Annotated in this window: 6 protein-coding genes; all 6 read right to left on the bottom strand. The window is 61.3% G+C overall.

Translation table 11 applies throughout. The features are described 5' to 3' along the window. Positions 1 to 20: 20 nt before the first annotated feature. Positions 21 to 656, bottom strand: a complete 636-nt coding sequence (locus NB231_RS00960) for a phosphoribosylanthranilate isomerase (RefSeq protein ID WP_004998952.1) — start codon at positions 654 to 656, stop codon at positions 21 to 23. Between the two features lie 74 nt (positions 657 to 730). Continuing rightward, positions 731 to 1,510, bottom strand: a complete 780-nt coding sequence (truA, locus tag NB231_RS00955; protein ID WP_040662725.1) for a tRNA pseudouridine(38-40) synthase TruA — start codon at positions 1,508 to 1,510, stop codon at positions 731 to 733. 318 nt (positions 1,511 to 1,828) lie between these two features. Continuing rightward, positions 1,829 to 4,444, bottom strand: coding sequence for a FimV/HubP family polar landmark protein (locus tag NB231_RS00950; RefSeq protein WP_004998941.1), 2,616 nt, complete (start codon positions 4,442 to 4,444; stop codon positions 1,829 to 1,831). Between the two features lie 219 nt (positions 4,445 to 4,663). Beyond that, complete coding sequence (gene asd, locus NB231_RS00945) at positions 4,664 to 5,776, bottom strand: aspartate-semialdehyde dehydrogenase (protein WP_004998940.1); 1,113 nt, start codon at positions 5,774 to 5,776, stop codon at positions 4,664 to 4,666. Between the two features lie 51 nt (positions 5,777 to 5,827). Beyond that, on the bottom strand, positions 5,828 to 6,916 hold the full coding sequence (gene leuB / locus NB231_RS00940; protein WP_004998938.1) for a 3-isopropylmalate dehydrogenase: 1,089 nt from the start codon (positions 6,914 to 6,916) through the stop codon (positions 5,828 to 5,830). A 25-nt stretch (positions 6,917 to 6,941) separates the two neighbouring features. Continuing rightward, positions 6,942 to 7,592: a 3-isopropylmalate dehydratase small subunit gene (gene leuD, locus NB231_RS00935; RefSeq protein ID WP_004998936.1), complete on the bottom strand. Its 651-nt coding sequence runs from the start codon at positions 7,590 to 7,592 to the stop codon at positions 6,942 to 6,944.

The following is a 7,592-nucleotide window of genomic DNA, read 5'->3' as shown; positions in this document are numbered from 1 at the left end:
CCGCTGTATCGATCGATACCTTACTCGACATAGCCACCTTGGACACGAGCAACCTCTTTGACAAATGCGCTCATGAGCGCGGGGTCCTTGACCCCAGGTCTTGCCTCTACCCCACTGCTGACATCCACGCCCCAAGGACGTGTTGCCGTGATCGCCGCTGCGACATTGCCGGCATGCAACCCCCCGGCTAACACGATGGGGCGCCCCAAATCCTGGGACACCTGTTGCCAATCGAAGGCCTGGCCGCTGCCGCCGGCTTGACCGAGGCGGTGGCTGTCCAGTAGCAAACCGGCGGCATCCGGATAGGTGCGAACATAAGCGACCGGATCAATAGCCCCACCCATGGGCACAGCCTTGATATAAGGGCGGCGGAACTGCACGCAATAGGCGTGCTCCTCGGCGCCATGGAATTGCAGCACGTCCAGCGCTACGCTCGCGAGAACCTCTTCCACCTGCGCCGCTGGCGCATCGAGGAAAAGCCCGACCACGGTTACGAACGGCGGCAGCGCCGCGACGATTTCACGGGCACAGCGTAATGATAACCGCCGCGGGCTACGCTCATAGAAAACCAGCCCAACAGCATCGACACCCAGCTGTGCGGCCGCAACAGCGGTATCCGGATGGGTCAGTCCGCAAATTTTAATGCGTGTACGCAACCGCGGGGCCCCGTATGGATCGAGCCAAGACCTGTGATTCGAGGAGATGCGTAATGGTACCCTGCCAGCGAGGGTCACGCAAAAACCGGAAGCTCGCCGCGTTCGGGGATAGCGAACTGAGTCGGGTAGCGCACCGCGACTAGATAAAGCCCTCCTGCCGGCGCGGTAACACCGCCGGCCGTTCGATCCCGGGCTTGCAGAATCTCCCACGACCACTGCGGCGGCCGTGCGCCGGAACCGATGCTGAGCAGCACCCCAGCGATGTTACGCACCATGTGATGCAGGAACGCATTGGCCGTTACGTCGACATAGAAGTAATCCCCGCAGCGGGTAATGTCTAGGCGATGCACCGTACGCACGGGGTGGCGCGCCTGGCAGGCCAGCGCCCGGTAGGAGGAGAAATCATGCTCGCCCAACAGGTATTGCGCCGCGACACGCATCGCGGAGAGCTGGAGCGGGCGGTAAGTCCACGCCACCCGCCGGCGGTGGAGCGCTGGCGGCACCGCTCGGGACAGAATCACATAACGGTAGCTGCGAGCCGTAGCGGCGAATCGGGCGTGAAAGACCTGCGGCACCGCACGTACCCAGGTTATCCGAATGTCACCCGGCAGATTAGAGTTCACGCCCCGGACCCAGGCCCGCGACGGACGCGGCGCGGTGGTATCGAAATGAATGACCTGGTGAGTGGCATGGACACCCGCGTCGGTGCGCCCCGCGCAGGTCACGGTGACCGGGTGGTCGGCCACCCGTGACAGCGCCTCTTCCAATGCCACCTGCACGGAAAGTCTGTGCGATTGGCGTTGCCAGCCGCTGAACCGGCTGCCGTCATATTCAATGCCAAGCGCAACACGCATGGGAAACAGACCGCCCGCTAAATTTAAATTCAAAAGAAGCGTTGCTTGCGCAGAATGCACGGAATAGGTGGCCATGGGAAGCCGGTGAGGCAGAGATCTCGGCGAGCTTAAACAACCGGTGAGAGTAAATGAGCAGTCGAACACCACCGCGGCGATATGGAACCAACCGATCGATTCAACGCAGCGGCCACGCTCAGCGACCGTCGCTGCACGCCTCGACCCGGCTGGAAAATGGTATGAACAAACACCAGGTCTGTTCCACTAAGACCTGCATCGCGCAAAGGCCTACCACCTTGATACCACGGCAAGCGATCATATTCATCCGACCCGCCGTAACAAGTCCTGCGCCTCACTCTGCTGAGCCGTATTGCCTTCCGTGACGACTTCGCTGAGAAGGCTTCGCGCCCCAGCCATATCGCCCATATCCAGGTAGGCACGCGCCAGATCGAGCTTGGTGCCCACCTCGTCCGAGCCCATCGAATCCTCCGGTGTTTTCGCCGCACGCTCATCTTCCGGATCAAGCTCGTTTTGCAAGGTGAAATCATTGCGCTGCGGTACGTCCTGGTCATCGTCGCCGTCTTTCTCCGAAATGCTCTCCGACTGAGCCGCCCAATCCTCGGACAGGGAGAAATCCAGCGAGCCCAACCCATCATCCGCCGAGTCCTCGGCGGAGGAGGAGGCGGATGCCGCCGCCTGCGCGCGTTGTGATGCAAACGCCTCGATCTCACCCAAATCAAACTCGAGAACAGCGCTCTCCTGGCGCTCAGCGGTCGGCTGCCGCCCTGCTTCGCCCGAGTTACCGGAGTGATCCAGTGCCAGTTCGCTTATGCTGAGCTCGAAGTCGGCTTCTGTAGCCTGCACCTGCGCCATTGGCGTGTCCGTCGACTTGGCCGTGGTTGCTGCGGCAGCGCGTTCCCCCTGTTCAGGCTGTGCTCCCGTGGTTCCCGTTGCTGTCTCAAACGACAGCGTGTCGTTGAATAGCGGATGGTCGGGAGCAATACGCCGAGCCAACTGGATTGCCTGTTGCCAGTGTGGATCTGCCTCGTCGGCAAGCTGCGTATGTAGCACCTGTGCCTCGGCCTCGAAACCACCGCGATCGCCTTGTGCCGCTAGAACTTCGAGCAGTTTCAACCGGAGCTCCCGGTTATCGGGATGCTCGCCCAAGGCATGATCCAGAAGCTCCTGCGCCCGATCATAGTGGCCGTATGCGATATAAGCCTCGGCCTCATCGAGCGAATTGCTCTCCTCTACCGCCGAGCCTGCCTGCGCCTGCACATCAGCGCGGCCAAGATTCGCTCTGGTACCGGCCGGCTCAACACTCGTTACTGCCCGCGTTCCGACCGAACTAGGCGCTTCTGGCGGAAGCGCGTGGCGCCGAGCCGCCGCACTCCGGCGGCGAAGCGCCCATAGCAGCATCAGCACCAACAGCAAACCCACACCAAGCAAGCCAATCCGCTTGGCATCCAGCGACAAATAGGCCAAAAGCCGCGCTTTGAGCGAAGAATCGCTCTGCGGATTGGCGGCAGCCTCTGGTTCAGCGCGGCTTGAATCCAACTCGCTTTTGGTATTGTCCGCCACAGCCGTCGGCTGCGATCCACCCGAGCCACTGGTACCAAGCACCGCACTCCGGCCGTTGGCCGCATGCTCGGTCGTTTCCAAATGACTGGACGACGGCATCCCAGAAGCGCCCGCGGAAGCGGCCTCACCGCCTGGATCGACGGCGCTTGCTTGCTGTGCTCCGCTTGTCGCCTCGCCCCCTTGTTTTGTCACCGATTCGGCGCCGGGCAATGGAACAGCTTCATCGAGCGGCACATTACCGTTTAAATCGGTCAGTTCTTTTTTCAGCGAGCTCGCCTGCTGTTGGAGTCGCTCGTTGGCGGAGGCCAGATTGGCATTGCGCTCAGCCACCAGGGCAAGCTGCTGCTGCAGCCGCAGGATGTTCTGCTGTGTCGGTGCCAACGCCTGATCGGCAAGCGCTACGGTTGCGTGCGTTTCGGTGTCCTCGCTCGCGGCCACCACATGCAAACGCCCCTTCGCTAGCGGGGTTGGCGGAATGGGTGCCTCAGCCGTACCGACTTCACCTTGCCCCATAGCGGTCGCCTGGGCACGGGCTTGTGCTGGCGGCGTCGTGGAACCCCCACTTGAGTGACTCATCTGCCAGCGGGCAAGCTGCTCCTGCAATTGCAGCGTCGCCTGGTGGGCATCGATACTGACAATTTCTGCGCGTGGCGGCACACGCAGCACCGCCCCTTTCATTAGGGCGTTGATGTTGCCATCAATGAACGCTTCCGGGTTGGCGAGCAGAATCGCTTGCATCGTCTGGTAGACGGTGACCCCATGGGATGGGCGAACTTCCTCGGCAATACCCCAGAGTGTCTGGTTGGCTTGCACAGGGCCATAGCGAGTTGACCGGTTCGCCCGTTCACCGGCAACAGCGCCCTTTGTCGGCGCCTGCGACGGTGAGGGATTCGTGTTTTGCAACCCTGCCTGGGTAGCGCTCACATGATTACTGCCCACTGTAGCGGGCGGCTCGCCTACCGAGTACTTCGGTGGATCCAGTAACACCGTATATTCGCGTTGGAGGTTACCCTGTGGCCAACGCACATTGAGCAGAAAATCCAGGAATGGCTCCTTGATGGCTTGCTCGGTCGAGATGAGAATATAGTGCTCCCCATCCACTTCTTTGATTTCGAATTTTAGTCTGGAAAGATAATAAGGGCGCGCCAAGCCGGCGTGCTCGAAGGCAGCCGGCGAGGCGAGGGAGACGCGGACCGAAGCGACATCGTTGCCCCCTACCGACAGCAACGGAATTCGGGCTAACAACGGCTCATTCAAGGCGGAATTTGCATCGAGCTTACCGAGACCCAGCGCCATGGTCGACGGCGGGGCCCCCATCAACGCAGCCATCAACGCGGATGCCAGCTTCCGAGCCATGGAAATCCCCTATTGCCTCTCATTCCAACCGTGGGCACGCTGTATGCCTGACGTGCCCAGCAAGCGGAGTTTCGATTGTCTTTATGCCGTATTAACCGGCCGAAAACTTCGACCTGGTTCGCAGCTTTGACAACCAAAGGGGATCTTCTGCAAGGCAGCCACCGCGCAGCGCTGCCCGTAACACGGTCAACCCAAGGGGCAGAGACGGCCAGGTACCGTTTACTCCTCGAGCAGGATCCGCAGCATGCGCCGCAGCGGTTCAGCCGCACCCCACAGGAGCTGGTCGCCGGCGGTAAAAGCCGCCAGGTAGTGCGGCCCCATGGCGAGCTTACGCAGCCGGCCCACCGTCACGGTGAGCGTACCCGTTACGGCCACCGGGGTGAGTTCACGCTTCGATGCCTCAGGCTCGTTAGGCACCACCCGCACCCAGTCGTTCGCCTGCGCCAGGATCTCCTCAATCTCATTGATGGGCACATCCTGGCGCAGCTTGATCGTCAGCGCTTGGCAATGCGAGCGCATCGCAGCGGTACGCACACATACACCATCAATGGGAATAGGATTCGTCTGACGAGCGAGAATTTTGTTGGTCTCGGCACCGGCCTTCCATTCCTCGCGGCTTTGCCCAGAATCCATCGCCCGATCAATCCACGGAATCAGGCTGCCGGCGAGCGGGACACCAAAATGCTCGCGCGGATAATTCTCGCTACGCAGTGCTTCGGAGACAGCCCGATCGATTTCCAAAATCGCACTAGCCGGATCGTCCAACAATCGATCGGCCGCACTATGCAAAAACCCCATTTGCTGGATCAGCTCCCGCATATGTTGAGCCCCGGCGCCGGAAGCCGCCTGGTAGGTCATCGGGCTGATCCACTCCACCAAATCATGGTGCAGCAAGCCGCCGATGCCCATCAACATAAGGCTCACCGTGCAATTGCCGCCGACGAAGGTCTTGACCCCAGCCGCGCGGGCGCGGTCGATGACCGCCCGGTTGACCGGGTCCAGGATGATCACGCTGTCTTCCTGCATGCGCAGCGTAGAGGCAGCGTCGATCCAATAACCGTTCCAGCCCGTCGCGCGTAGTTCGCGATAGACTGCCTCGGTGTAGGTACCACCCTGACACGTGATGATGGCATCCAGCGCCTGTAAGGCGTTCAAATCATGGGCGTCTTTGACTGTGGGCACCTCACGGCCCACATCCGGTCCCGGCCGGCCGACTTGGGAAGTGGAGAAAAACTCGGGCGCAATGGCCGTGAAGTCGTTTTCCTCACGCATCCGCTGCATGAGGACCGAACCCACCATGCCGCGCCAGCCGACGAATCCAATACGCTTCATAAAGTTGCTACCTTGTCGCGTTACTAGTCAGAATGGCGACTATACCGACGATCAGGAGGCCACCGCGCGCAATGCGGCGGTGACCGCCTCGCCCATCTCCCGGGTCCCCACCCGACGTGTCCCGGCGGTGTGGATGTCCGCCGTGCGATAACCCTCGGCAAGCACACACCGGACTGCGCTTTCCACCCGCTCGGCCAACACTGCTTGGTTGAGGCTGTAGCGAAGCATCATCGCTAGAGAAAGAATGGTGGCGAGCGGATTGGCCACATCCCGCCCAGCAATGTCCGGCGCCGAACCGTGGACCGGCTCGTACATTCCCTTGCCCCGCTCGTCCAGCGCGGCCGATGGCAGCATACCGATGGAACCGGTCAGCATGGCGGCACAGTCCGAGAGAATGTCCCCGAACAGATTACCGGTGACGATGACATCGAACTGCTTGGGGGCGCGCACCAATTGCATCGCCGCATTGTCCACGTAGAGATGCGAGAGCTCGACCTGAGGGTATTCGCCCGAAAGCTGCGTGACCACTTCGCGCCAGAGTCCGCTCGACTCCAGAACGTTGGCCTTGTCCACGGAGCACAGGCGAGCGTCGCGTTTACCGGCGATCTCGAACGCCAGCCGCGCGATGCGCACGATTTCCGATTCCCGGTAGAGCAGCGTATTGTACGCCTCTCGCTCACCCGTACCGGAGGTGCGCACCCCGCGGGGCTCGCCGAAATAAATACCCCCGGTTAACTCCCGGACGATCAGGATGTCCAAATCCGCTACGATTTCGGGTCGCAGAGTCGAGGCTCCGGCCAGTTCCGCATAAAGGATGGCGGGGCGCAAATTGCCAAACAAACCAAGCGCCGAGCGGATGGCAAGCAGCCCTTGCTCCGGTCGGCGGCGCCGCTCGAGGGTCTCCCACTTTGGCCCACCGACCGCTCCCAGCAGGATCGCATCGGCCTGGCGAGCCAGCCGCAACGTCGCCTCCGGCAGCGGTTCGCCGCTAGTATCCACCGCAGCCCCACCGATCTGGGCTTCTTCCAACTCCACCTGAAAGCCATAGTGCTTGCGCAAGCAACCGATGACTTTTATCGCCTCGGCGACGATCTCGGGGCCAATCCCATCGCCCGAGAGAATTGCGATTTTGACCGTCATACGCAAGCGCTTCCCTGTGTCTGGATCATGTATCGGGGGTCTGAAACAGCCAGGGGGTCTCGCGCCGTCGGCGCGCCTCATAGGCCTGGATCTCGGCGGCGTGCTGGAGGGTCAGCCCGATCTCGTCGAGCCCGTCGAGCAAAGCCTGCTTGCGGAAAGTATCGATCTCGAAACTAAACACCTCACCCGCGGAAGTGGTCACGGATTGACTCGGCAGATCCACCTCCAGCGTGTAACCGGTGCTTGCGGTGACTTCCCGGAACAACTGCTCGACGGCTTCCTCGCTGAGCACCACCGGCAAAATCCCGTTTTTGGTGCAGTTGTTATAGAAGATCTCGGCGAAGCTCGGTGCGATCAGAACCCGAAAGCCATAGTCCTTGAGCGCCCAAGGGGCGTGCTCGCGGGAGGAGCCGCAACCGAAGTTGCGCCGTGCCAGCAGAATACTCGCGTCCTGGTAGCGCGGTTGATTGAGCACGAATTCCGGGTTCTTCGGCCGCTGGGCACAATCCTGGCCCGGCTCACCGTGATCCAGGTAACGCCATTCGTCGAAAAGGTTGGGACCAAAGCCAGTCCGCTTGATCGACTTCAGGAACTGCTTGGGAATGATGGCATCCGTATCCACATTGGCGCGGTCGATGGGTGCGACGATGCCCTCGACCCGAATGAGTGGTTGCAT

The organism is Nitrococcus mobilis Nb-231 (assembly GCF_000153205.1).
GTDB classification, from domain to species: Bacteria; Pseudomonadota; Gammaproteobacteria; order Nitrococcales; family Nitrococcaceae; genus Nitrococcus; species Nitrococcus mobilis.
This window is presented reverse-complemented; position numbering and strand designations above follow the sequence as displayed.

Coding starts and splice junctions, on each gene's coding strand:
- truA (WP_040662725.1), bottom strand. CDS start 1,510: ATGCGTGTTGCGCTTGGCATTGAATATGACGGCAGCCGGTTCAGCGGC.
- NB231_RS00950 (WP_004998941.1), bottom strand. CDS start 4,444: ATGGCTCGGAAGCTGGCATCCGCGTTGATGGCTGCGTTGATGGGGGCC.
- asd (WP_004998940.1), bottom strand. CDS start 5,776: ATGAAGCGTATTGGATTCGTCGGCTGGCGCGGCATGGTGGGTTCGGTC.
- leuB (WP_004998938.1), bottom strand. CDS start 6,916: ATGACGGTCAAAATCGCAATTCTCTCGGGCGATGGGATTGGCCCCGAG.
- leuD (WP_004998936.1), bottom strand. CDS start 7,592: ATGCAACCACTCATTCGGGTCGAGGGCATCGTCGCACCCATCGACCGC.